Source organism: Xanthobacter sp. DMC47 (genome assembly GCF_056313845.1).
Map to the genome: position 1 here is coordinate 32120 of NZ_JBQUZM010000001.1, position 22294 is coordinate 54413.

Below are 22294 nucleotides of genomic sequence, written 5' to 3' on the forward strand. Positions count from 1 at the left end.
CTACCCCAGCCCCTTCTCCAGCCACCCGCCGATCCGCTCGATCAGCAGGTCGCGCAGGTCCGCGTCCTCCACATATTCCACCGCCTCGCCGAGGAAGGCCTGGATGAGGAGCATCTCGGCTTCCTTTTCCGGCAGTCCGCGCGAGCGCAGATAGAACAGCATGGAGCGGTCGAGCGCGCCGGCTGTGGCGCCGTGGCCGCACTGGACATCGTCGGCGAAGATTTCCAGCTCCGGCTTGTTGTCCATCTCCGCGCGGTCGGAGAGGAGGAGCGCCTGGCTCATCATCCGCCCATCGGTCTTCTGGGCGGCGCGGCGCACCACGATCTTGCCCTGGAACACCCCGTGGGCGTCGTCCGCGAGCACGGTCTTGAACAGCTCGCGGCTTTCGCCCTGCGCCACGGCATGGTCGATGACCAGGGTCGTATCCGAATGCTGGCGGCCACGGGCGAGGGTCGCGCCGCGGATGCCGGCATGGGCGCCGGTGCCCTCGAAGCGGCCATAGACATTGTAGCGCGCCAGGGCCGCGCCCTGCGCCAGCGTGAACAGGTTCAGCTTCGCCTCGCGGCCCAGCTCCAGCATGAGGGTGCCGAAGTGGAAGGCGGCGTCGCCCTCCTCCTGGAGACGCACGAGGTTCACGATTGCGCCGTCGCCCACCACCAGTTCCACCGCGTGGTTGGACTGGTAGGCGACGCCGTCGCGACCCGCGAAGCTCTCCACCAGTGTCACCTCGGCGCCCTCGCCCACCACCACGACGGTGCGGGTGAAGGCGGCGACGGCCTCGGCGCCCGGATAGGCGTGGGCGATGTGCACCGGCCGCGCGGCCTTCACCCCGGCATCGACGCGGAGCGCGACGCCCTCGCCGAGGAAGCCGGTGTTGAGGGCCAGCGGCCCGTCATAGCGGCTCGGCGACAGGGCATTGATGCGGTCAGCGAGCGGATCGCCGGCGGCGATGGCGCTCTCCAGCGGCAGCGCGGTGATGCCCTCGGACAGCGCCGAGAAGTCCGAGCCGGCGCGGGAGAGCACGCCGTTCACGAACAGGATGCGGCCGGCATTCGGCACAGCCGGGACCAGCGCGGCGGCCTCGGCCTCCTCCACCGCACCCGGCGCAGGGGCGCGGTTGGGGACGTCGCGGATGGCGGCCCGCAGGTCGGTGTACTTCCACTCCTCCACACGCCGGCTGGGCAGGCCGTGGGTCAGGAAGGCGTCGCGGGCGGCGCGGCGGATCTCGGGGATGCGCCCCTGCCCCGCCTCGGCGGTGATCGCAGCCTCAAGCGCGGCGGCGATCGCCTCTTCCGCCGCCGTTCGGGCGGGACAGACGTTGATGGTCATGGTGCCGTCCCTCACGCCGCGTCCTGCGCGTAGGCCGCGTAGCCCGACTCTTCCAGCTCCAGCGCCAACTCCGGCCCGCCGGAGCGGACGATGCGGCCCTTGTGCATCACATGCACCACGTCCGGCACGATATGGTCGAGCAGGCGCTGATAGTGGGTGATGACGAGCATGGAGCGCTTGGGGCTGCGCAGCGCGTTGACGCCCTGCGCGACCACCTTGAGCGCATCGATATCGAGGCCGGAATCGGTCTCGTCGAGGATGCAGAGCTTCGGCTCCAGCAGGGCCATCTGCAGGATTTCGTTGCGCTTCTTCTCGCCGCCCGAAAAGCCCACGTTGACGCCGCGCCGGAGCATGTCCTGCGAGATGCCGAGGTCCGGCGCCTTGGCGCGCACCAGCTTCAGGAAGTCGGGGGTGGAGATTTCCTCCTCGCCGCGCGCCTTGCGCTGGGCGTTCATGGCCGCCCGCAGGAAGGTCATGTTGGCGACGCCGGGGATCTCGATGGGGTACTGGAAGGCGAGGAACACGCCGGCTGCCGCGCGCGCGCTGGCGTCGAGGGCGAGCAGGTCCGCGCCGTCGAAGCTCACCGCACCGTCCGTCACCTCATAATCCGGCTTGCCGGAGAGGACATAAGAGAGCGTGGACTTGCCGGAGCCGTTCGGCCCCATGATGGCATGCACCTCTCCATCGGGGATGGTGAGGTCGAGGCCCTTGAGAATCTCGTTCTCGCCGATGCGGGCGTGGAGATTGCGGATTTCGAGCATGTTTCTGTCCGTTCATGCGCCGCGGCCGGGCCGGGCGAAAAGTGCGTTGCGCGAAGTGGCGCGCGGTTCCGGGACCTCGTCATGCCCGGGCTTGTCCCGGGCATCCACGTCGCGCCGCTGGCGCCCAACTGGGCAAACTTGGTGCGGTCCGCCGACGTGGATGGCCGGGACAAGCCCGGCCATGACGCGCAGTTCAGGGGCGCCTTACCCCACGCTCCCCTCGAGGCTCACGGCGATCAGCTTCTGCGCCTCCACGGCGAACTCCATGGGCAGCTGCTGGAGCACATCGCGGACGAAGCCGTTGACGATGAGCGCCACCGCCTCCTCCTGCGAAAGGCCGCGCTGGAGGCAGTAGAACAGCTGGTCCTCGGAGATCTTGGAGGTGGTCGCCTCGTGCTCGAACTGGGCCGAAGCGTTCTTGGCCTCCATATAGGGCACGGTGTGCGCCCCGCAGAGATCGCCGATGAGGAGCGAGTCGCAGTTGGTGAAGTTTCGCGCGCCGGTGGCCTTGCGGTGAGCGGACACGAGCCCCCGGTAGGTGTTGTCCGAGTGCCCGGCGGCGATGCCCTTGGAGATGATCCGGCTCGACGTGTTCTTGCCGAGGTGGATCATCTTCGTCCCCGAATCCACCTGCTGGTGGCCATTGGAGATGGCGATGGAATAGAACTCGCCCTGCGAGTTGTCGCCGCGCAGGATGCAGCTCGGATACTTCCAGGTGATGGCCGAGCCGGTCTCCACCTGCGTCCAGGAAATCTTGGAATTGTCGCCCCGGCAGTCGCCGCGCTTGGTGACGAAATTGTAGATGCCGCCCTTGCCGTCCTTGTCGCCGGGATACCAGTTCTGGACGGTCGAATACTTGATCTCCGCATCCTTCATCGCCACCAGCTCGACGACGGCGGCATGCAGCTGGTTCTCGTCGCGCTGGGGCGCGGTGCAGCCTTCGAGGTAGCTCACATAGGCGCCTTCATCGGCGATGATGAGCGTGCGCTCGAACTGGCCGGTGTTGCGCTCGTTGATGCGGAAATAGGTGGAAAGCTCCATGGGGCAGCGCACGCCCTTCGGCACATAGACGAACGAGCCGTCCGAGAAGACCGCCGAATTCAGCGTGGCGTAGAAATTGTCCGACACCGGCACGACCGAGCCGAGATACTTCTTCACCAGCTCGGGATGCTCGCGGATGGCTTCCGAGATGGGCATGAAGATGACGCCCGCCTTGGCCAGCTCCTCCTTGAAGGTGGTGGCGACCGACACGCTGTCGAACACCGCATCCACCGCCACCTTGGAGCCGCCCTCGCGCTGGATGCCGAGCAGCGCGTCGCGCTCGCGCAGCGGGATGCCGAGCTTCTCGTAGGTCTTGAGGATTTCGGGGTCGATCTCGTCGATGGACTTCGGCGCGGCCTTGGGAGCCGAGTAATAGTAATAGTCCTGGAAATCGATCTTCGGGTAGCTCACCCGCGCCCAGGTGGGCTCTTCCATGGTGAGCCAGCGCCGGTAGGCGTCGAGCCGCCATTCCAGCATCCACTCGGGCTCGTTCTTCCGGGCGGAAATATAACGGATCGTGTCCTCGGACAGGCCCTTCGGGGCCTTCTCGCTCTCGATGTCCGTGACGAAACCGTACTTGTACTGATCCACGTCGATCGCGCGGACGCGTTCGACGGTTTCCTGAACCGCAGGCATCTCTCTTCTCCTCTCCCACGCGGGGTCAAGGCCCGCGGGTCAAGTCCGTGTGCCGCGCATGATGCGCAGCGTAATTCCCCAAAACCGCGCAAAGCGCGGCTTAATCCGCTAAGCCGCGCGCGAAGCGCGGCTTCTCAGCTGCGGCACGGCCTTTTTCAAGGCTTCGACCGCGGCGTCCACATCCTCGATGGTGCTCGACCAGCCGAGCGACAGGCGAATGGCGCCCGCCGCCTCGTCCTCGGGCAACCCCATGGCGAGCAGCACCTGCGAGGCGCCGACCTTGCCGGACGAGCAGGCCGACCCGGCGCTGATGCTTACGTGGGCAAGGTCCAGCGCGATCACCAGCGTCTCGGCGCGAAGTCCGGCAAAAGTGACCATAAGGGTGTTTGGCAGGCGATCGGCACCCGCGCCAACCACGCTTGTACCGGGAGCGCCTTCCATCACCGCCCGTTCCAGCCGGTCGCGCAGCCCGGCGAGACGGTCCGCCTCGGCGGGAAGCGCCGCCTTCACGGCGGTTGCGGCCGCGCCAAAGCCGACGATGGCCGGCCCGTTCTCGGTGCCCGCCCGCCGGTTGCGCTCCTGCCCGCCGCCGGACAGAAGCGGGGCGGTGCGATGGTCCGGCCCCGCCGCAATCAACGCGCCGACACCAGGCGGACCGCCGATCTTGTGGGCGGAGACGGCGAGAAAATCGGCGCCCAGCGCCGCCATGTCGAGCGGGATGCGGCCGGCCGCCTGCACCGCGTCGCAGAAGACGATGCCATCGGCCTCATGCACCAGCCGGGCGGCTTCAGCGACAGGTTGGATCACGCCGGTCTCGTTGTTCGCCGCCATCACCGCCAGCAGGGCACGGCGCCCAGCGGCGCGATGGCGACCAACGGCGTCGGCCAGCGCGGAAAGATCGAGCCGCCCCTCGCCATCCACCGACAGGATTTCGACGGCACCGGACGGAAAGCGGTGGCCCTTGAGCACCGCCGGGTGTTCCACGGCGCTCGCCAGCAGCACGTCGCAGGGCTTGGCCCGGCCGGTGATCTCGACGGCGGGATGCAGCGCCAGCGCCGCCGCCTCGGTGGCGCCGGAGGTGAAGACCACGCCACGGACGGGCGCACCGGCCAGCGCCGCGACGGCCGCGCGGGCGGCCTCGATGCGGGCGCGCGCGGCGCGGCCCTCGGCATGGACGGAAGAGGCATTGCCACCGGCATCCAGCGCCGCAACCAGCGCAGCGCGGGCCTCAGGCCGAAGAGGGCTCGTGGCGTTGTGATCGAGATAGGCGCGGCGCGGCACGGACGGGCGGGAGGCGTTCGCCTCACCCATGCCCGCGCTGGTACCGAACTGCCGCGACCCGTCGCCCGCGCTCATCACCGCCTCCCGGTCCCGCGTGCCAAACGCACCCGCGACCCGTGCCAGGCTTGCAATTGCCGGCGATCTCCGTCATAGGTCAAACTTCACCCGTTCTCACTACGCAGCGCCCATCGGTTCGCGCAGCCGCCGGGAACAAATTAGAATTATTCTAAATAGATAGGTCTCGCGCGTCCGTTAGTCAAGCATTACCGTTCCGGCGTCAAGTCGAGAGGGATCGTGCTGACGGGTTCCCGCGCCGGACCCGTCGTCCATCAGGACGAAAGAGCGCCGCGCGTCATTGCCACCCAGAGGTTGCAGACTTCCATGCCAGAAGTGATCTTCCCCGGCGAAAAGGGGCGCCTCGAAGGCCGCTACCAGCCCGCCAAGACCCGCAACGCGCCCATCGCCATCATCCTTCATCCGCACCCGCAGTTCGGCGGGACGATGAACAATCCGGTCGTGTACAATCTGTACTACCAGTTCGTGAACCGCGGCTTCTCTGTGCTGCGCTTCAACTTCCGGGGCGTCGGCCGCTCGCAGGGCTCGTTCGACCACGGCCAGGGCGAGCTTTCGGACGCCGCCGCCGCGCTCGACTGGGCGCAGTCGGTGAACCCGGATGCCCGCGCCTGCTGGATCGCCGGCTTCTCCTTCGGCGCCTGGATCGGCATGCAGCTTCTGATGCGCCGTCCCGAGGTGGAGGGCTTCATCTCCATCGCCGCGCCGGCGAACCTCTACGACTTCTCCTTCCTCGCCCCCTGCCCCTCCTCCGGCCTGTTCGTCCATGGCGACAAGGATGCGGTGGTGCCCACCTCCGCGGTGCAGACGCTGGTGGAAAAGCTGAAGACCCAGAAGGGCATCGTCATCGAGCAGCAGGTGGTGCCCGGTGCCAACCACTTCTTCGACGGCAAGACCGAGGAGCTGATGGGTGTCGTCGGCACCTATCTCGACAAGCGCCTCCCCGGCACCCGCAAGGACAGCGCCGCCTGAGGGCAGCCCTCCCCGCTTCAACGGCGCGCTTCGGCGCGCCGTTTTCGTTTGTGGGGACTTCATCAGGCGCCGTCATCGCCCGGCTCGTCCGGGCGATCCACTCTGGGGGCCTGGATGGGTTTTCGCGTGAGGACTCCCTCTCCCCTTGCGGGAGAGGGCCGGGGTGAGGGGTTTCCCGCCTTTGCCCAGCACCGTGAGGACCGGGACCAGCCCCCTCACCCCCATCCCCTCTCCCGCAAGGGGAGAGGGGAGGCAAAAGACCTCAAGGCCGGAACAGCACCCCGCCCGTCATCGGCGTCTGCACCCCCGTCGTGGTCGGAAACGTCAGCGGCAGGCCCCGGATGGAACGCGCGGCGAGATAACCGAAGGCGTGGGCTTCCAGTGCATCGCCTGACCATCCCACCCGATCAGCCGTGCGGACCTCAGCATTTAGGCGCTGGGCCAGCATGGCCAGCAGTGTCGGATTGCGCGCGCCGCCGCCCGCGACGATCCAGAGGGCGGGCGGAGCGGGCAGGATTGGCACGATGGCTGCGACGGTCGCCGCAGTCAGAGCCGTCAGCGTCGCCGCTCCGTCCTCGATGGATAGCCCGGCCAATCCCATCCGCTCGCCCACGGCCCGGCGGAAGGCATTGCGGTCCAGGGACTTGGGGGGCGGCAGGCGGAAGAAGGGGTCTTCCAGCACCGCCGCGACGCGCGCCTCATCCACCTCGCCGGCAGCCGCCGCGCGGCCATCCGCGTCGAAGGGGACGCCCGTCCGCTCTTTCAGAAAATCGTCGATCAGCGCATTGCCCGGCCCGGTGTCGCAGGCAATCGGCGGCGCGTCGCCGTCGATCACCGTGACGTTGGCGACCCCGCCCACATTCAGCACCGCCACCGGCTGCGGCAGGGTGAGCCGCCGCACCAGCGCCTGATGGAACACCGGCACCAGCGGCGCCCCCTGCCCGCCCGCCGCCACATCCGCCGCGCGGAAATCCGCCACCACCGGAATGCCCAGCGCCGTCGCGAGCCGCTGCCCCTCGCCGATCTGCACGGTGAGGCGCGCGTCGGGCCGGTGGATCACCGTCTGGCCGTGGAAGCCCACGAGGTCGATGTCGCCGGGCGTCAGCCGCAAGGGCTCCAGCAGCGCGCGCACCGCCTCGGCGTGGAGATCGGTGATGCGCCGCTCGGCTTCCGCCAGCGCGCCGGGGCGGTCATCGCGATGGTTGACGCCGCGCGCATCCTCCATGGCAGTCACGAGCAGCGCGCGGGTCTCGGCGTCGATGGGGCGGGTGAGCGCGGGACCGAGCCAGGCGACAGTCTCGCCGTCCGTTTCGATCAAGGCGGCGTCGATGCCATCCATGGAGGTGCCGCTCATCAGCCCGACGACACGCATATCCGTCCCCTCGCCTCACGCACATGCATTCTTGCGCCGGACCTGATACACCACCGCTCCTTTCCGGCGCGTGAGCGCCAGCCTCAAGCCTCGATCTGTGTGATGACTTCTCCCTCCTTCCGCTCCGATTTCCTGCGCACGCTTCACGAGCGCGGCTATATCCACCAATGCTCGGACATCGAGCGCCTCGATGCCAAGGCCGCGGAAGGGCCCATCACCGCCTATATCGGCTTCGACGCCACCGCATCGAGCCTGCATGCGGGGCACCTGCTCTCCATCATGATGCTGCGTACCCTCCAGCGCACCGGCCACCGGCCGATCGCGCTCATGGGCGGCGGCACCACCAAGATCGGCGACCCGTCCGGCAAGGACACACAGCGCCAGATGCTCACCGATGAGCAGATCAACGCCAACATCGCCTCCATCCGCAAGGTCTTCGCGCGCTTCCTCGATTTCGACGGCGGCGCCATCATGGAGAACAACGCGGGCTGGCTCGACGAGCTGAAATACATCCCCCTCCTGCGCGAGGTGGGGCCGCATTTCACCATCAACCGCATGCTGACGTTCGATTCGGTGAAGCTGCGTCTGGAGCGCGAGCAGCCGCTCACCTTCCTCGAATTCAACTACATGATTTTGCAGGCCTATGACTTCGTGGAGCTGTCGAAGCGCCACGGCTGCATCCTGCAGATGGGCGGCTCCGACCAGTGGGGCAACATCGTCAACGGCATGGAGCTGGGCCGCCGCATGCACGGCGCCGACCTCTTCGCGCTCACGACCCCGCTGCTCACCACCTCCTCCGGCGCCAAGATGGGCAAGACCGCCGGCGGCGCCGTGTGGCTCGATGCGGACCTGCTCAGCCCCTACGAATACTGGCAGTACTGGCGCAATGCGGGCGATGCGGACGTGGAGCGCTTCCTCAAGCTCTTCACCGAGCTGCCGCTGGACGAGATCGCCCGCCTCGCCGCGCTGGAAGGCCAGGAGATCAACATCGCCAAGGAGGTGCTCGCCACCGAGGCGACCGCGCTCCTGCACGGCCGCGAGGCCGCCGAGAAGGCGAAGGAAACCGCCCGCACCACCTTCGAGCAGGGCGCGCTGGCCGTGGACCTGCCCACCGTGGAGCTGCCGCGGGCGAAGCTGGAGGCTGGCCTTCCCGTCGCCAACGCCTTCGTGGAGGCCGGCCTCGTCGCCTCCACCAGCGAGGCGCGCCGCCAGATCAAGGGCGGCGGCCTGCGCGTGAACGATGCCGTTGTGACGGACGAGAAGGCGATGATCGACCTTTCCGCGCTCACGCCCGAGGCAGTGGTGAAGCTCTCCATGGGCAAGAAGAAGCACGTGCTGCTCAAGCCGGTGTGAGGGGCGTTGATCCCTTTGGCTCCGCTCCCGCGCCTCGGCCGACTGGAGCGGAGCGGAAGGAGAGCCGTGGCCCAGCGCAACACCTCGCCGAAGGCGGCCTGATCCCGGGGTCTTCCAGAGCATTGCCGGCTTCGCCGACGTCTCCCCTGGACCCCGGCTCGGCGCTCCGGCTGCGCCGTCGCTGGTCCGGGGAACGTTCCGTCCCTCCTTCGGCCACAAAGCCCCGCCAAAGACCCGGCGTTGACGGCCCCGTCGCGCTGACGTAAGCGCACGCCCTTCGCACAGCCCTAGAAAGAACCCGCCTCCCCATGGCCGAGCCCGCGCCGCGCATCTCCTTCGTCTCCCTCGGTTGCCCGAAGGCGCTGGTGGACAGTGAGCGCATCGTCACGCGGCTGCGCGCCGAGGGCTACGAGCTGACGAAGACCCATCAGGGCGCGGACCTCGTCATCGTCAACACCTGCGGCTTCCTCGACAGCGCCAAGGCCGAGAGCCTTTCCGCCATCGGCGAGGCGCTGGCGGAAAACGGCAAGGTGGTGGTCACCGGCTGCATGGGCGCCGAGCCGGAGCAGATCCGCGAGGTGCATCCCAGCGTCCTCGCCATCACCGGCCCGCAGCAGTACGAGAGCGTGCTCGCCGCCGTCCACGAGGCGGTGCCGCCGCAGCATGATCCGTTCCTCGATCTCGTGCCCGAGCAGGGCGTGAAGCTCACGCCCCGCCACTACGCCTATCTCAAGATTTCCGAAGGCTGCTCCAACCGCTGCACCTTCTGCATCATCCCCAAGCTGCGCGGCGACCTCGTCTCCCGTCCCGCCGCCGATGTGCTGCGCGAGGCCGAGAAGCTGGTGAAGGCGGGGGTGAAGGAACTGCTCGTCATCTCGCAGGATACCTCCGCCTATGGGGTGGACCTGCGCTACGCGCCAAGCCAGTGGGGCGACAAAGAGTTGGCGACCCGCTTCCTCGACCTCGCGTCCGCGCTGGGCGATTTCGGCGCCTGGGTGCGCCTGCACTATGTCTACCCCTACCCGCACGTGGATGCGGTGATGGAGCTGATGGCCGCCGGCAAGGTGCTGCCCTATCTCGATATTCCCTTCCAGCATGCGAGCCCCACCGTGCTGCGGCGCATGAAGCGCCCGGCCTCGCAGGAGAAGACCCTCGCGCGCATCCAGGCGTGGCGGGCGGCGGTGCCGGACCTCACGCTCCGCTCCACCTTCATCGTCGGCTTCCCCGGCGAGACGGAGGCGGAGTTCGAGGAGCTTCTGGCCTTCATGGAGGAAGCCGAGATCGACCGCGCCGGCGCCTTCAAGTTCGAGCCGGTGCGCGGCGCCGACGCCAATGCCCTCCCCGATCCGGTGCCGGACGAGGTGAAGCAGGACCGCTACGACCGCTTCATGCGCACCCAGCAGAAGGTCTCGGCGCGCCGGCTGAAGAAGAAGGTGGGCACCCGCCAGCAGGTCATCATCGATTCCGTGAGCGCACAGGGCGCCATCGGCCGCACCAAGGGCGATGCGCCGGAGATCGACGGCACGGTGAAGGTGGTCTCCCGCCGCCCGCTGCGGGTTGGCGAGATCGCCACGGTGAAGATCGAGGCCGCAGGGCCTTATGACCTCACCGGCACGGCCGTGGGGTTCTGAGGGAGCGACCCTATTTCCCTAGCGTCATCGCCCGGCTCGTCCGGGCGATCCACGGCTAGGCCGGGTTGGGTTTTCGGCCAATGCACAGGCTAATGGGTGGATCGCCCGGACAAGCCGGGCGATGACCCAATATGGGGCTCCTCTCCCGCAAGGGGAGAGGGGGCCCCTCACCAGGTCGCTTTGAAATTCCGGTAGAGCTGCTCCGCCGCCGCCGCGAACACCGGCATCCGCTCCCGCGTGGCCGCCTCGATCAGGGCCTGCCCGCCCTCGCCGGTGATGGCCTCCAGCGCGCAACGGTATTCCGGGATCACGCCCCATTCGCCGACGGTCTCGTCGGTCAGCTCCACGTGATACTGGATGCCGAACGCCTTCTCCCCCACCTGCAGCGCCTGAATGGCGCAATGCGCGTTCTCGGCCAGGGCCACACCGCCCGGCGGGAGGGCCAGCACGGCGGCGCCGTGCCACTGGAGAGTCGGGAAGGTGGGGTCGAGCCCCCGGAAAAGGGGGGATTCGCGCCCGGCCGCCGTCAGCGAGACCTCGGAGACCCCCACTTCCGGCCGCGGCATGAGGCCCACCTTTCCGCCCAGCGCATCGGCGAGGAGCTGGTGGCCCAGGCAGACGCCGAGATAGGGCTTGCCCGTCGCCACCCAGTCCCGGATGGCGGCCTTCTCGGCCACGAGCCAGGGCAGCTCTTCCTCCTGCCACACGTCCATCGGACCGCCGAACACCATGAGGGCGGCGTAGTCGTCGAACGGCGGGATGGCCTCGCCCTCGTCCAGCTCCACGGCGTGCCACGCCACGCCGTCGGCCTGCATGAAGTCGCGGAAACGACCGGGGTGCTCGCAGGCGACGTGCTGGAAGACGAGGACTTTCAAGGGAGGCCTCCATGCTGGCCCTGGGGGCCGGTTGCCTGATACTGTGCCGCCGGACGGGAGCGGAGCAATAGCCATTCCTCTCAGTTAAATATCTTTCATGTCAGGTGCGCAAAGGCTGATGATTCGCCCGCCCGCCAGCGCGCGGATCGAGGCCGAAGCGGCTCCGGCGTTGACTCCCCACGCTTTCGCGACTAAGAACCCGCCACCTTGCGGGCCCGGAGTGGCCCGCTTGGCGTTTCACGCACCCGTGGCTTCGCAAGGCAGCGCGCCGGGCGAGCCTGTCGGCGGAACGGTCCGGAACCGCTTGGTTCCCAAGCCATTTCGCAGAGGAGGGGCGCGATCCAAACCCGAACGAACCAACAGGGATCCGCGTTACATGAGCAAGCGCATTGCGGCCAAGCACAAGATCGATCGCCGTATGGGCGAGAACATCTGGGGCCGCCCCAAGAGCCCGGTCAACCGTCGTGAGTACGGTCCCGGCCAGCACGGCCAGCGGCGCAAGGGCAAGCTGTCCGACTTCGGCGTGCAGCTGCGCGCCAAGCAGAAGCTGAAGGGCTATTACGGCTCCATCGGCGAGAAGCAGTTCCACAAGGTCTATGTGGAAGCCTCCCGCCTCAAGGGCGACACCGGCGCCAACCTGATCGGCCTGCTCGAGCGTCGCCTCGACGCGGTGGTCTATCGCGCCAAGTTCGTGCCCACCATCTTCGCCGCCCGCCAGTTCGTCTCGCACGGCCACGTGAAGGTGAACGGCCAGCGCGTGAACATCCCGTCCTACCTCGTGAAGGTCGGCGACGTGGTCGAGGTGAAGGAAGCGTCCCGTCAGCTCGCCATCGTGCTCGAGGCCCAGCAGCTCGCCGAGCGCGACGTGCCGGACTACATCGAGCTCGACACCCACAAGCTCGCCGCGCGCTTTGCCCGCATCCCCGAGCTGAACGAGGTGCCCTACCCGGTCCAGATGGAACCGAACCTCGTGGTCGAGTTCTACTCGCGCTGATCCGGCGCGGGACCGAGAAAAGAAAAGGCCGCCCTGTGGGCGGCCTTTTTGTTTGGGCCGCCGCGCCGGATGACGCGGCGGGATGCGCGCACCGGGCTCAGGCGCCGGACTTCACCTCGGCCGCGGCGGCGGCGAGGAACTCGTCCATGTTGCGGCGAATCTGGTGGTCGGAGACGTCCACCTGCTTGGCGTCGAAGTCGGCGCGCAGCTTGCGGAACACGTCGTCGTCACCGGCTTCCTGGAGGTCGGCCTCGACGACGGCCTTGGCGTAGGCAAGAGCCTCATCGCCAGCGAGGCCGAGCTTCTGCGCGGCCCACATGCCGAGCTTCTTGTTGCGGCGGGCGAGCGCCCGGAACCGCGTCTCCTCGTCGAGCGCGAAAGCCTTTTCAAAACCTTCCTCGCGCTTGTCGAACGTGGTCATGGCACCCCTCTTCCTGCGAATGGGCGGCCGGCGGCCGGCCTGATCGGTTTGCGCGGACTCAGCTGATTTGGGTTGCCGCTGCGCTCACGCAAGGGCAGCCGTCGTTCCGCACGCGCGCCTTGAATATCCCTCGCCTCATATTAGATCAACGTCAGTAAAGCTCCGCGCCCCGCCACGACCGTGCGACCAGATGGCCGCCCGCTTGGGGGGCGGATGCCGAACGAGCGGACACCGGGCGAAATGGACGCGCGTTGTATCGCGCGGCCTGATCGGCTAGTGTCCGAACGGGTTTGGGGTGACCGTCAAACAGCCATCCCGGCCCCGCCGAGGAGCGTCACACGAACGGAGCCTTGGCAAACCCATGGATTTCCTCAATCGACGGTATACCCCCATGAGCCGCCGCCGCCGAATCTACGAAGGCAAGGCGAAAGTCCTCTATGAAGGACCCGAGCCCGGCACACTCATTCAGCACTTCAAGGACGATGCCACGGCCTTCAATGCGAAGAAGCACGATGTCATCGACGGCAAGGGTGTGCTGAACAACCGGATTTCGGAGTACATCTTCTCCCGGTTGAACGACATCGGGGTGCCGACCCACTTCATCCGCCGGCTGAACATGCGCGAGCAGCTCATCCGGGAGGTGGAGATCATCCCCCTCGAGATCGTCGTGCGCAACGTCGCCGCGGGCTCCATCTCGACCCGTCTCGGGATCGAGGAAGGCACCCAGCTGCCCCGTTCGATCATCGAGTTCTATTACAAGAACGACGCGCTCAACGACCCGATGGTGTCGGAAGAGCACATCACCGCCTTCGGCTGGGCCACGACCCAGGAAATCGACGACATCATCGCCCTTGCGATCCGCGTCAACGACTTCCTGTCCGGCCTCTTCCTCGGCGCCGGCATCCGTCTGATCGACTTCAAGATGGAATGCGGTCGGCTGTGGGAGAACGACATGATGCGGATCGTGGTCGCTGACGAGATCAGCCCCGATTCGTGCCGGCTCTGGGACATCAAGTCGAACGACAAGATGGACAAGGACCGCTTCCGCCGCGACATGGGCGGCCTCGTCGAGGCCTACACCGAGGTCGCGCGCCGGCTCGGGATCCTGATGGAGAACGATCCGACGCAGGGCAAGGGCCCCGTGCTGGTGAAGTGATCCGTCTATTCGGGCGGGGGCGTTGTTTCCCCACCCCGAAAAGTGCTAGGCGGGGGCCGGATCGGCCCCCGTTTTGCGTTGCCGGGCCTGTCAGGCCCCCGGCGGCGTCTGGCGGCGGGCAAGCAACAAGGCGGGCGCAGGCCCGTGCCATGAAGGCGAGGTTTCCATGAAGGCCCGAGTGATCGTCACCCTCAAGTCGGCGGTGCTCGACCCGCAGGGCAAGGCCATCGAAGGCGCGCTGCGGTCGCTGGGTGTGGCCGGCGTGCAGAGCGTGCGTCAGGGGAAGGTGTTCGACGTGGAGCTGGCCGGCAACGACCGCGCCGCCGCCGAGGGCGCCCTCAAGGAAGCCTGCGACAAGCTCCTCGCCAATACCGTGATCGAGACCTACAAGGTCGAGTTCGCCGAGTGATGTTATAGTCTGGCGGCCGCTTCAGGGAGCAAGGCCGCCGAGAGGGCATGATGGCCGAGATCACCAACGAGCTTCAGCGAGAGGTTCCGAAGTCGATCCCGCGGGACGCGAGCCCCGGCGCGCTGGCGCCGGAAGCTCGCGAAGAGATGATCGCCCGGCGCGGTCCCCGACAGGCCATCGGGCAGGACATGAACACCATATACGGCATGCACGCGGGCCGTGACGCGCGGCTCGATCGCATCGCACGCAGGCCCGGCCGCGTCGGCACCCACTGAGAGATCATGAAACCAGCCGTCATCCTCTTCCCTGGCTCCAATCGTGAGCAGGACGCCGTGCGCGCGCTGCGGCTCGTCGCCGGCGCCAAGCCCCAGGTGGTGTGGCACGCCGAGCACGAGCTGCCCAAGGGCACCGACCTCGTGGTCCTGCCCGGCGGCTTCTCCTATGGCGACTATCTGCGCTGCGGCGCCATCGCCGCGCGGGCGAACATCATGGATGCGGTGCGCGCCCATGCCGCCCGTGGCGGCCTGGTGCTCGGCATCTGCAACGGCTTCCAGATTCTGTGCGAGGCGGGGCTGCTGCCCGGCGTGCTGGTACGCAACGCGCGCCTGCGCTTCGTCTGCCGGGAAGTGCTGCTGCGGGTGGAGCGGGCAGACACGCCCTTCACCAAGGCCTATCGCAAGGGCGAGCTGATCCGCATCCCGGTGGCCCACGGCGAGGGCAATTATACCGCCGACGAGGCCACCATCGCCCGCATCGAGGGCGAAGGCCGCGTGGCCTTCCGCTACGCCCGCCCGGACAGCCGGATTGACGAGACGGACGGCCCCAACGGCGCCATCAACGGGATCGCCGGCATCTATTCCGAGAAGTTCAACGTGCTCGGCATGATGCCCCACCCGGAAAACTACATCGAGCCGGAGATCGGCCCCACCGACGGACGCGGCCTCTTCGAGAGCCTCGCCGGCGCCCTCAAGGCGGCGTGAGCCGCGGCCCCAATTCGGATCGACGCCCGTGAACCTCATTCCCAACACCCCCCGCATCACGCCGGAACTCGTGGCCGAGCATGGGCTGAAGCCGGAGGAGTACGATCACTTCGTGAAGCTGATCGGCCGCGAGCCGTCCATCACGGAGCTGGGCATCGTCTCCGCCATGTGGAACGAGCACTGCTCGTACAAGTCCTCCAAGGTCTGGCTGCGCACCCTGCCCACCACCGGCAAGCGCGTGATCCAGGGGCCGGGCGAAAATGCCGGCGTGGTGGACATCGGCGACGGCCTTGCCGTCGTGTTCAAGATGGAAAGCCACAACCACCCCTCCTTCATCGAGCCCTACCAGGGCGCGGGGACGGGCGTGGGCGGCATCCTGCGCGACGTGTTCACCATGGGCGCGCGGCCCATCGCGGCGCTCAACGCCTTGCGCTTCGGCGACTGCCACAATTTGAAGACCCGCCGCCTGCTGGCCGGCGTGGTGGCCGGCATCGGCGGCTATGGCAACTCCTTCGGCGTGCCCACGGTGGGCGGCTCGGTGGGCTTCCACAAGCGCTACAACGGCAACATCCTCGTCAACGCCATGGCCGTCGGCCTCGCGAAGACGGACGAGATCTTCTACGCGGCGGCCACCGGCGTCGGCCGGGCCATCGTCTATCTCGGCTCCAAGACCGGCCGCGACGGCATCCACGGCGCGACCATGGCCTCGGCCGAGTTCGGTGCCGACGCCGAGGAGAAGCGCCCGACCGTGCAGGTGGGCGACCCCTTCGCCGAGAAGCTGCTGCTGGAGGCCTGCCTCGAGATCATGCAGGCGGGCTGCGTGGTGGCGATCCAGGACATGGGCGCCGCCGGCCTCACCTGCTCCGCCGTCGAGATGGGCGCCAAGGGCGACCTCGGCGTGGAGCTGAACCTCGACGCCGTGCCCTGCCGCGAAACCGGCATGACGGCCTATGAGATGATGCTGTCGGAGAGCCAGGAGCGCATGCTCATGGTGATCGCCGACGGCAAGGAGGCGGAAGCCGAGGCCATCTTCAAGAAGTGGGGCCTCGACTTCGCCATCGTCGGCCACACCACCGATACCCTGCGCTTCGTGGTGAAGCACAAGGGCCTCGTGGAAGCGGACCTGCCCATCAAGGAGCTGGGGGACGAGGCGCCGGAATACCGTCGTCCCTATGAGGAGCCGGCCCCCCGCCCCGAGATCCTGCCCTCGGACGTGCGCACCACTGCCTCGGTGGCGGACGCGCTGGAGCGGCTCATCGCCTCGCCGGACCTGTGCTCCAAGCGCTGGGTGTGGGAGCAGTACGATCACCTCATTCTCGGCAACACCGTGCAGCGCCCGGGCGGCGATGCCGCCGTGGTGCGGGTGAACGACGGCCCCAAGGCCCTGGCCATGACCACCGACGTGACGCCCCGCTATTGCGAGGCCGGCCCCTTCGAGGGCGGCAAGCAGGCGGTGGCCGAGGCGTGGCGCAATCTCACCGCCGTGGGCGCCACCCCCATCGCGGTCACCGACAATCTGAACTTCGGCAATCCCGAGAAGCCGGAAATCATGGGCCAGTTCGTGGCCTGCGTGAAAGGCATCGGCGCGGCCTGCGAGGCGCTGGACTTCCCGGTCGTCTCAGGCAACGTCAGCCTCTACAACGAGACCAACGGCAAGGCGATCCTGCCCACCCCCACCATCGGCGGCGTCGGCCTGATCGAGGATCTCGACCAGACCATGACGCTGGACTTCAAGGCGGCGGGCGAGCCGGTGCTGCTCATCGGCAAGACCAAGGGCTGGCTCGGCGCCTCGGCCTTCCTCGCCACCGTATGCGAGCGCGAGGAAGGGGCCCCGCCCCCCGTCGACCTCATCGCCGAGAAGCGCAACGGCGACTTCGTGCGCAACCTCATCCGCGACGGCGTCGCCACCGCCGTGCATGACGTGTCGGACGGCGGCCTGCTGGTGGCGCTCGCCGAGATGGCCATGGCCAGCGGCATCGGCGTCTCGCTGGAAGACGCGCCGGACGGCATGGACCCCTATGCGTGGTGGTTCGGCGAGGATCAGGCCCGCTACGTGGTCACGGTCGCATCCGGCCAGGGCGCCGAGGTGATCCACAAGGCGGAGATGGCCGGCGTTCCGATCATGAAGATCGGCAAGACCGGCGGTGACCGCTTGATCGTGCCGGACGACCGCTCGATAGTCGTCGAATCGCTGAAGGATCGGCACGAGACGTGGCTGCCCATCTACATGGGCGCCTCGTCCTGACGCTTTCGCGCACAGCAAGGACGTTTCGACCATGCCCATGAATGCCCGCGACATCGAGCAGCTCATCAAGGATGCGCTGCCCGACGCGACCGTGGTGATCGAGGATCTGGCCGGGGACGGCGACCACTACGCCGCCCGCATCGTCTCGGCCTCGTTCCGCGGCAAGAGCCGGGTGCAGCAGCACCAGATGGTCTATGCCGCGCTCAAGGGGAACATGGGCGGCGTGCTGCACGCCCTCGCCCTGCAGACCTCCGCCCCGGCCGAGTAGGAACGCTCCGCCCCGCGTGCGCCGCACCATCGCGGCGCCTGCTACACGCGCCTGTGCAAGCGTGTCGCCGCCGTGTCGCGCCCTCAACCCTTGCGCTTTGGGCCACATGGGCCGATCTTTATCCGTGGAAGGCCTTCTTTCCGGCCGCAGACATTGGATTTGAGACCATGGGCATTCGTGACGATATCGACGCCATCGTGAAGTCCGGCGATGTGGTGCTGTTCATGAAGGGCACGCCGCAGTTCCCGCAGTGCGGCTTCTCCGGCCAGGTGGTGCAGATTCTCGACCACGTGGGCGTCCCCTTCAAAGGCGTGAACGTGCTCGAGAACGACATGATCCGCCAGGGCATCAAGGACTACGCCAACTGGCCGACCATTCCCCAGCTCTACATCAAGGGCGAGTTCGTGGGCGGCTGCGACATCGTCCGCGAGATGTTCCAGTCCGGCGAGCTGGTCCCGCTGCTGGAAGAGAAGGGCGTCGCCGTGCGGGATCGCGCGGTCGGCTGATTCCCATCACGTGAGCGCACCGCCATCGGCACCTGAGGCGGCCTCGCCGCCGGCCCCACCTCCGCCGCAAGCCGCGGGGTGGGGGCTCAAGGTGGCGATGGCGTTTGCCTTGCTGGCGGATGCCGGCGTCGTCATCCTGCTGATCGCCATCTCGGGATTCGTCTTCGGCGGCCCGGAAGGTGCGCGCGGCGAGATTCACGCCGTGATGGAATGGACCGGCGCGGTGGCGGCCTTCGTCATTCCGCCTGCGCTCGGTCTGTGGTTCTGGCGGCGCGGCCGGCCGGATGTGGGCCTCGCGATCGCCTGGCTTCCCCCACTCGCGGCGCTGGCCGCCTCGGCCTTCGGGCTGTTCTAGATCCCCCTGCCCGGCTCAAAGGCCGGCGGCCCGACGCCGCCGGCGCTTTTCCGACTCCTCAGGCAAGGCCCTTCTGGCGCTTGGCCGCCGTCAGCGTATTCTGCAACAGGCAGGCAATGGTCATGGGACCGACGCCGCCGGGCACCGGCGTGATGAGGCCGGCGATGCCCTGCGCTTCCGCATAGGCCACATCGCCCACGAGACGTGTCTTGCCGTCGTCCTTGGGCACCCGGTTGATGCCCACGTCGATCACCGTCGCGCCGGGCTTGATCCAGTCGCCCCGCACCATTTCCGGCCGGCCCACCGCCGCCACCAGAATATCTGCCGTGCGGCATTCGCCCGGCAGGTCGCGGGTGCGCGAATGGGCGATGGTGACGGTGCAGTCTTCCTTCAGCAGCAGCTGCGCGGCCGGCTTGCCGACGATGTTGGAACGGCCCACCACCACCGCCTTGAGGCCGGCGAGGCTGCCGAGGTGGTGCTTGAGCAGCATGATGCAGCCGAGGGGCGTGCAGGGCACCAGCGCATCAAGGCCCACCGCGAGGCGGCCCGCGTTGACCACGTGGAAGCCGTCCACGTCCTTCGCAGGGTCGATGGCGGCGATCACCTTGGTGGCGTCGATCTGCGGGGGCAGCGGAAGCTGAACCAGAATGCCGTTCACGGCAGGGTCCGCATTCAGCTTCGCCACCAGGGCCAGCACATCGGCCTCCGCCGTGTCGGCCGCCAGCTTGTACTCGAAGGAGGCCATGCCGGCCTCGGCGGTCTGGGCCGCCTTGTTGCGCACATAGACCTGGCTGGCGGGATCCTCGCCCACCAGCACCACGGCGAGGCCGGGGGTGAGGCCGGCGCTGGCCTTGAGGGCGGAAACCTCCTCGGCGATGCGGGCCCGCAGGCCGGCGGCGAAGGCCTTTCCGTCGATGGGTTTGGTCTCGATCACGAAGCACCCCCAGAAATCATCGGGAGCCCGGCGCTGGGCCGCACCGGCTCCGCTCGCTGTGCGCAATTCCCCGTCCTTGTCGGCAGGCGGGGCGGCAGAGGCAAGGCCAAAAGCATGCCGGAACGCCGCAGCTGTGGTGCTTACCGCGCGCGAATGTTTCTTGTAAAGAAAATTGTCTTATCTGACGGAAAGGTCAGGCCCGCGCGGTGCCGCCCGCGCTGGCTTGCTGCGCCTCGTCCTGCCGGTGCAGCATGTCGATGGCCGCAGCGATGGGCAGCGGCGGGGCGAACAGGTAGCCCTGCGCCGTGGGCATGCCGATCTCGCGCAGGAAGCGCAGCTGCTCCCGCGTCTCCACCCCTTCCGCCGTCACGTTGATGCGCAGCGACTGGGCGAGCTTGAGCTTGTGCTCGATCACCGCCGCCACGTCCGGATCGGTGCAGGCCTTCAGCATGAAGGAGCGGTCGATCTTGATCCGGCTGATGGGAAACCGGCTGACATGGTGCAGCGACGCATATCCGGTGCCGTAATCGTCGAGGGCGACGCCGATCCCCAGCCCACGCAGGGCCTCGAACGTGCGGGCAAGCTCCGCCGAGGTGTTGAGCACGATCGTTTCCGGCACTTCGATCTCCAGCTTCGCGGGATCGAAGCGCGTATCCCGGAGGATGCCGGCGACCTGATCGGCGAAGTCCGTCGTCTTCATGGTGGCGGAAGCGATGTTGACGGAGATGGACATGCCCGGCAGCGCCGCCGCCTCGATGCAGGCGCGGCGCAGCCCGTACAGGTCGAGCGCGGAGATGATGTGCATCTCCTCGGCCATGGCGATGAACTGCGCCGGCAGCAGGCGGCCGAGCCGGGGATGATCCCAGCGCAGCAGCGTCTCGAAGCCGACGACCCGGCCGCTCGCCACGTCCACCTGCGGCTGGTAGGTGATGACCAGCTCGCCCCGCTCCAGCGCGCCGCCCAGGGCGCCCTTGATCTCGCGACGGGCGTTGCGCTCGCTCTCGAGCTGGGTCTCGAACCGGCAGAGGGTGTCGCCCCCCGTGTCCTTGGCCCGGTAGAGGGCGATGTCGGCGCGGCGCATGAGGTCGCTGGCGGAGACCGCATCCTGGGGCGCCTCGGCGACGCCGATGGAGACGGTGACGCGCAGTTCGCCGGGCCCGTCCTGGATCGGTGGCTTCAGCTCCGTCTGGACGCGATGGAGCAGTTCGTCGATCTCGGCCCCGGTGGCGGCCGGGAAGAAGGCGACGAACTCGTCTCCGCCGAACCGCCCCGCGACGCCGCGGTCGCCGATGGCCGCGGCGATACGGCTCGCCACCGCCTTCAGCACCTGGTCGCCAGCGCCGTGGCCGGCCGTGTCGTTGATCGTCTTGAAGTCGTCGAGGTCGATGAACAGCAGCACCAGCCGCCCGTCCGGATCGAGCCCCGCGAAGGCCGACTCCAGCGCCTCGATGAAATAGCCGCGATTGAACAGGCCCGTCATGTAGTCGCGCGAGGCGGCCTGGCGGGCCTCGGCCTCGCTTTCGGCCAGGGCGGCAGCGACGCGCAGCGCGCGGAACATCATGACGAGGAAGGTGATGGACAGCAGCGTGGTGAGCACGGCGAGGGCCGGCAGCGCGTTGCGCAGCAGGTTTCGGCCGGGCTGGGAGCCGCGCCAGGCCAGCTCCGCCTCGGTGCCGTCATAGAGATTGGGAACCGAGGCGCCCACCCTGTCGGGATGGTTCGCGGCGCCCCGGCCGGTGCGCAATTGCACGTCGCTCAGATGGGCCGGCGCGGCGAGGGATTGCAGCAGGGGCTGGTCCAGCAGGTCCACCGTCACCGCCACCAGCGGCTGCGGGGCCTTGATGTCGTCCGACCGCTCGGAGAACGGACGGGCCACCATGATGCCGGAGCCGTCCTTGCTGGCGACGAGGCCGGCATGGCCGGCGCGCCCTTCCGCCAGCGCGCGGGCGACCGCAGGGCGAATCCAGTCGTAGGCCTTCCGCTCACCCGTCTTTCCGTTCTCGGACGAATAGAGCACGTCGCCGTTGGCATCGATGATGTATACGAACTCGAGCCCGAACCTGTCGTTCAGCCGCTTGCCGAAGCGCTCGTGCAGCCGGGCGAAGTCTCCGCTGGCGAGCTGGCTGAGCACCTGCCGCTCGTCCTCCGAGCTGGCCAGGGCCTGCTGGATGAGCGTTTCGTGGGCCTGCAGCGCAGCCAAGAGGGCCAGGCGCTCCCGCATCCCCGCCTTCTCGTCCTGCTTCATGCCGGCATAGACGAAGACCCCCACGAGCCCCGCCACCAGGAGCGCGAGCGCGGCGAGCCCGGCCAGGAGCGAACGGTGGACGTGACGGCCGGACTGGCGAGAAATGGCGATGCCTCCCTGGAACCCGGTCCAGATCGTTGCTCCGCCCCAGAGCCGCGCCGGGCGCTGTTTGGCAGAAAATCCGGCCGTGGCAGCCGGATTTAATCTCTATGTCCGATAGATTTGCACCTTGCGCAAGGTCGTTTCGACCTTCTCCAATCTGCGCAGCCGACCGGCGAGTGAGCAGCGATCTGCGCTCAACCAGGGGGACGCCATTCCCCTGCGGCGCCATGAAACTGGCGACCCGCGGCCGGCGCGTCGGCGTTGGCGCGCCAGCATTCACCGTGCAATGCAGCACCTTGGAGCGTCCGCGTCGGACAACGCCGGCCCAAAGCAAGGCCGCCCGGCTGATGATGTCT

Annotated in this window: 21 protein-coding genes; 12 read left to right on the plus strand and 9 right to left on the minus strand. The window is 68.0% G+C overall.

Translation table 11 applies throughout. The features are described 5' to 3' along the window. From sufD to ACT54R_RS00185, 4 genes are all read right to left on the minus strand, one after another. Window positions 1–1329, minus strand: coding sequence for a Fe-S cluster assembly protein SufD (gene sufD, locus ACT54R_RS00170; protein WP_476322163.1), 1329 nt, complete (start codon window positions 1327–1329; stop codon window positions 1–3). Between the two features lie 11 nt (window positions 1330–1340). Then, entirely contained in the window at window positions 1341–2090 is a 750-nt protein-coding gene (gene sufC, locus ACT54R_RS00175; RefSeq protein WP_168458002.1) for a Fe-S cluster assembly ATPase SufC, read from the minus strand. Window positions 2091–2294: 204 nt separating this feature from the next. Next, window positions 2295–3767, minus strand: a complete 1473-nt coding sequence (gene sufB, locus ACT54R_RS00180; RefSeq protein WP_168458003.1) for a Fe-S cluster assembly protein SufB — start codon at window positions 3765–3767, stop codon at window positions 2295–2297. Between the two features lie 108 nt (window positions 3768–3875). Beyond that, window positions 3876–5123 carry a cysteine desulfurase family protein gene (locus ACT54R_RS00185; RefSeq protein ID WP_476322166.1) on the minus strand — a complete coding sequence of 416 codons (1248 nt, stop codon included), beginning with the start codon at window positions 5121–5123 and terminating at the stop codon, window positions 3876–3878. A 306-nt stretch (window positions 5124–5429) separates the two neighbouring features. Here ACT54R_RS00185 and ACT54R_RS00190 point away from each other — a divergent pair, with 306 nt between their 5' ends. Then, the gene (locus ACT54R_RS00190) at window positions 5430–6092 is read left to right on the plus strand and encodes an alpha/beta hydrolase (protein WP_168458004.1); all 663 of its coding nucleotides are present in this window, start codon (window positions 5430–5432) and stop codon (window positions 6090–6092) included. A 262-nt stretch (window positions 6093–6354) separates the two neighbouring features. On the opposite strand, the gene ACT54R_RS00195 is transcribed toward ACT54R_RS00190, so the two are convergent. Further along, entirely contained in the window at window positions 6355–7464 is a 1110-nt protein-coding gene (locus ACT54R_RS00195; protein WP_476322169.1) for an anhydro-N-acetylmuramic acid kinase, read from the minus strand. A gap of 102 nt (window positions 7465–7566) precedes the next feature. On the opposite strand from ACT54R_RS00195, the gene tyrS reads away from it, so the two are divergent. Continuing rightward, complete coding sequence (gene tyrS, locus ACT54R_RS00200; RefSeq protein ID WP_476322171.1) at window positions 7567–8817, plus strand: tyrosine--tRNA ligase; 1251 nt, start codon at window positions 7567–7569, stop codon at window positions 8815–8817. 308 nt (window positions 8818–9125) lie between these two features. Continuing rightward, entirely contained in the window at window positions 9126–10448 is a 1323-nt protein-coding gene (gene rimO / locus ACT54R_RS00205; protein WP_476322174.1) for a 30S ribosomal protein S12 methylthiotransferase RimO, read from the plus strand. 167 nt (window positions 10449–10615) lie between these two features. On the opposite strand, the gene ACT54R_RS00210 is transcribed toward rimO, so the two are convergent. After that, window positions 10616–11323, minus strand: coding sequence for a type 1 glutamine amidotransferase (locus tag ACT54R_RS00210; protein ID WP_476322177.1), 708 nt, complete (start codon window positions 11321–11323; stop codon window positions 10616–10618). A gap of 376 nt (window positions 11324–11699) precedes the next feature. Between ACT54R_RS00210 and rpsD the strand changes: the two genes are divergently transcribed. Next, window positions 11700–12317 carry a 30S ribosomal protein S4 gene (rpsD, locus tag ACT54R_RS00215; protein ID WP_476322179.1) on the plus strand — a complete coding sequence of 206 codons (618 nt, stop codon included), beginning with the start codon at window positions 11700–11702 and terminating at the stop codon, window positions 12315–12317. A 97-nt stretch (window positions 12318–12414) separates the two neighbouring features. Here rpsD and ACT54R_RS00220 read toward each other — a convergent pair whose 3' ends face one another. Further along, on the minus strand, window positions 12415–12738 hold the full coding sequence (locus ACT54R_RS00220) for a DUF1476 domain-containing protein (RefSeq protein WP_476322182.1): 324 nt from the start codon (window positions 12736–12738) through the stop codon (window positions 12415–12417). A gap of 361 nt (window positions 12739–13099) precedes the next feature. Here ACT54R_RS00220 and purC point away from each other — a divergent pair, with 361 nt between their 5' ends. The 8 genes from purC (at window position 13100) to ACT54R_RS00260 (ending at window position 18657) form a co-directional block, all read left to right on the plus strand. Further along, entirely contained in the window at window positions 13100–13894 is a 795-nt protein-coding gene (purC, locus tag ACT54R_RS00225) for a phosphoribosylaminoimidazolesuccinocarboxamide synthase (protein WP_168458010.1), read from the plus strand. A 166-nt stretch (window positions 13895–14060) separates the two neighbouring features. After that, on the plus strand, window positions 14061–14303 hold the full coding sequence (purS, locus tag ACT54R_RS00230) for a phosphoribosylformylglycinamidine synthase subunit PurS (protein ID WP_024278813.1): 243 nt from the start codon (window positions 14061–14063) through the stop codon (window positions 14301–14303). 50 nt (window positions 14304–14353) lie between these two features. Beyond that, on the plus strand, window positions 14354–14578 hold the full coding sequence (locus ACT54R_RS00235; RefSeq protein ID WP_476322186.1) for a hypothetical protein: 225 nt from the start codon (window positions 14354–14356) through the stop codon (window positions 14576–14578). Between the two features lie 6 nt (window positions 14579–14584). Continuing rightward, window positions 14585–15283 (plus strand): phosphoribosylformylglycinamidine synthase subunit PurQ, encoded by a 699-nt coding sequence (gene purQ / locus ACT54R_RS00240; protein ID WP_168458012.1) that lies wholly within the window; start codon window positions 14585–14587, stop codon window positions 15281–15283. Window positions 15284–15320: 37 nt separating this feature from the next. Then, a complete protein-coding gene (gene purL / locus ACT54R_RS00245; protein WP_168458284.1) occupies window positions 15321–17528 on the plus strand; it encodes a phosphoribosylformylglycinamidine synthase subunit PurL in 2208 nt (735 codons plus the stop codon). 31 nt (window positions 17529–17559) lie between these two features. Then, window positions 17560–17796: a BolA family protein gene (locus ACT54R_RS00250; protein ID WP_024278809.1), complete on the plus strand. Its 237-nt coding sequence runs from the start codon at window positions 17560–17562 to the stop codon at window positions 17794–17796. Between the two features lie 167 nt (window positions 17797–17963). Next, window positions 17964–18302 carry a Grx4 family monothiol glutaredoxin gene (grxD, locus tag ACT54R_RS00255; protein ID WP_168458013.1) on the plus strand — a complete coding sequence of 113 codons (339 nt, stop codon included), beginning with the start codon at window positions 17964–17966 and terminating at the stop codon, window positions 18300–18302. A gap of 91 nt (window positions 18303–18393) precedes the next feature. Further along, entirely contained in the window at window positions 18394–18657 is a 264-nt protein-coding gene (locus tag ACT54R_RS00260; RefSeq protein WP_476322190.1) for a hypothetical protein, read from the plus strand. A 58-nt stretch (window positions 18658–18715) separates the two neighbouring features. Here ACT54R_RS00260 and folD read toward each other — a convergent pair whose 3' ends face one another. After that, on the minus strand, window positions 18716–19591 hold the full coding sequence (folD, locus tag ACT54R_RS00265) for a bifunctional methylenetetrahydrofolate dehydrogenase/methenyltetrahydrofolate cyclohydrolase FolD (protein ID WP_476322193.1): 876 nt from the start codon (window positions 19589–19591) through the stop codon (window positions 18716–18718). 193 nt (window positions 19592–19784) lie between these two features. Then, the gene (locus ACT54R_RS00270; RefSeq protein WP_476322196.1) at window positions 19785–21872 is read right to left on the minus strand and encodes a bifunctional diguanylate cyclase/phosphodiesterase; all 2088 of its coding nucleotides are present in this window, start codon (window positions 21870–21872) and stop codon (window positions 19785–19787) included. Between the last annotated feature and the right edge of the window lie 422 nt (window positions 21873–22294).

What these genes read in the sequence shown, in the direction of transcription:
- sufD (WP_476322163.1), bottom strand. Translation starts at nt 1,329, where the DNA reads ATGACCATCAACGTCTGTCCCGCCCGAACGGCGGCGGAAGAGGCGATC.
- sufC (WP_168458002.1), bottom strand. Translation starts at nt 2,090, where the DNA reads ATGCTCGAAATCCGCAATCTCCACGCCCGCATCGGCGAGAACGAGATT.
- sufB (WP_168458003.1), bottom strand. Translation starts at nt 3,767, where the DNA reads ATGCCTGCGGTTCAGGAAACCGTCGAACGCGTCCGCGCGATCGACGTG.
- ACT54R_RS00185 (WP_476322166.1), bottom strand. Translation starts at nt 5,123, where the DNA reads ATGAGCGCGGGCGACGGGTCGCGGCAGTTCGGTACCAGCGCGGGCATG.
- ACT54R_RS00190 (WP_168458004.1), top strand. Translation starts at nt 5,430, where the DNA reads ATGCCAGAAGTGATCTTCCCCGGCGAAAAGGGGCGCCTCGAAGGCCGC.
- ACT54R_RS00195 (WP_476322169.1), bottom strand. Translation starts at nt 7,464, where the DNA reads ATGCGTGTCGTCGGGCTGATGAGCGGCACCTCCATGGATGGCATCGAC.
- tyrS (WP_476322171.1), top strand. Translation starts at nt 7,567, where the DNA reads ATGACTTCTCCCTCCTTCCGCTCCGATTTCCTGCGCACGCTTCACGAG.
- rimO (WP_476322174.1), top strand. Translation starts at nt 9,126, where the DNA reads ATGGCCGAGCCCGCGCCGCGCATCTCCTTCGTCTCCCTCGGTTGCCCG.
- rpsD (WP_476322179.1), top strand. Translation starts at nt 11,700, where the DNA reads ATGAGCAAGCGCATTGCGGCCAAGCACAAGATCGATCGCCGTATGGGC.
- ACT54R_RS00220 (WP_476322182.1), bottom strand. Translation starts at nt 12,738, where the DNA reads ATGACCACGTTCGACAAGCGCGAGGAAGGTTTTGAAAAGGCTTTCGCG.
- purC (WP_168458010.1), top strand. Translation starts at nt 13,100, where the DNA reads ATGGATTTCCTCAATCGACGGTATACCCCCATGAGCCGCCGCCGCCGA.
- purS (WP_024278813.1), top strand. Translation starts at nt 14,061, where the DNA reads ATGAAGGCCCGAGTGATCGTCACCCTCAAGTCGGCGGTGCTCGACCCG.
- ACT54R_RS00235 (WP_476322186.1), top strand. Translation starts at nt 14,354, where the DNA reads ATGGCCGAGATCACCAACGAGCTTCAGCGAGAGGTTCCGAAGTCGATC.
- purQ (WP_168458012.1), top strand. Translation starts at nt 14,585, where the DNA reads ATGAAACCAGCCGTCATCCTCTTCCCTGGCTCCAATCGTGAGCAGGAC.
- ACT54R_RS00250 (WP_024278809.1), top strand. Translation starts at nt 17,560, where the DNA reads ATGCCCATGAATGCCCGCGACATCGAGCAGCTCATCAAGGATGCGCTG.
- grxD (WP_168458013.1), top strand. Translation starts at nt 17,964, where the DNA reads ATGGGCATTCGTGACGATATCGACGCCATCGTGAAGTCCGGCGATGTG.